The sequence below is a fragment of the Algoriphagus oliviformis genome, assembly GCF_017254915.1.
Lineage (GTDB): Bacteria > Bacteroidota > Bacteroidia > Cytophagales > Cyclobacteriaceae > Algoriphagus > Algoriphagus oliviformis.
Genome location: NZ_JAFKCT010000028.1, coordinates 1 through 1,185, shown reverse-complemented (window position 1 = coordinate 1,185; position 1,185 = coordinate 1). Strand labels below are relative to the sequence as shown.

The following is a 1,185-nucleotide window of genomic DNA, read 5'->3' as shown; positions in this document are numbered from 1 at the left end:
TTTGACCTGAACAGCCTACTCAAACGGCTCCAAAAATCCCGACTCAATCCCCATAGGAACCTCCCCGGTTCCGTGCAACATCGGTTTCATTGTTCGTCCTGCGGACGCAAAGAAAACCTAGTTGTTACCTTCAGTTTTTATTTTAAGAAATCCAAAGTTGTCTCTTTGCTTTCAGTTTCCATTTCCCATTAATTCGCTCAGCGAACACCAAATATCCATATCCACAGTTTCTCCCACAATACTCCTGGTAATAATAACAGGCCTGTTTCTTGTCTTGATTGAAAACCACTCTAGAAAATATTAGGGTTGCGACAACTCGATCATGGTCAGATGATTCAAAATTAACGGGTTTAAGATCATAATCTCCAATTTTTGAAAGCTCACTAAAATTAAAGGGGGCTTTGTTCAATTTGGATTTAAGCAATTTAATTGTCAAAGTTCTCCATGAATCATCGAGCAGAAAATTTTCTTTAAAACCCTTTTCAGTTAATCTATAAGACAAGTCAAGAAAATCAAGTCGAGGGACAATCAACGAATCTTTAATTTGTAAAACAATATTGCGTTTATCTCTTTTGGGGTAATTGAGTAGCTTATACCATTCAATAGAATCTTGTTTGTATTTTTCCCAATCGAAATTGTTGAACTCATCCAGTAAACTATCACGTTCAATTTCCCACTCTTTCGCTTTTGTTAAACTATCCTTAGATTCGTATTTCTCTCCATCAAATTCAATTGTCAATTCGATTTCACCTTCAATTTCGTTGTATATGGAATCGGGATGAATTGGTCTGTAAGGTGCTGGTGGTGCAGGTTCATTGTAGTAATAGGTTCCCACCATGTCAATGAAAGTGGAATTAATCACCTCCAATTCAAGTGCCTTTTGTGAAGTACAGCTTGTTAAAATGATGGCTATAAATAGCAGAATGTTTAGCATTGGTTTAATTGAAGGCAACGGTTTAAGGCTTTGCATTGGCGGGCTTTTGAAACCGAAAAATTGTCTGCCAGCACCAAAGTTTATTAATTGCTCAAATGTTTCTATTCGCACTGTCTGCCCACTAACGCAAAACCCGTGTTGCACTAAACCTGCGGTAGTTTCTCCGATAAGCAGCCCAAAAGCGGTAATTTTTTGATTCATTCTTAACCGTTTCAATCATGAAAAAAAAGAAAACCTCCTCCAGGCCGCCT

The 1,185-nt window shown here is 37.8% G+C and carries 1 protein-coding gene; it reads right to left on the bottom strand.

Translation table 11 applies throughout. The features are described 5' to 3' along the window. Positions 1–142: 142 nt before the first annotated feature. Positions 143–1,135 carry a hypothetical protein gene (locus J0A68_RS22395; protein ID WP_206580494.1) on the bottom strand — a complete coding sequence of 331 codons (993 nt, stop codon included), beginning with the start codon at positions 1,133–1,135 and terminating at the stop codon, positions 143–145. Positions 1,136–1,185: the final 50 nt, after the last annotated feature.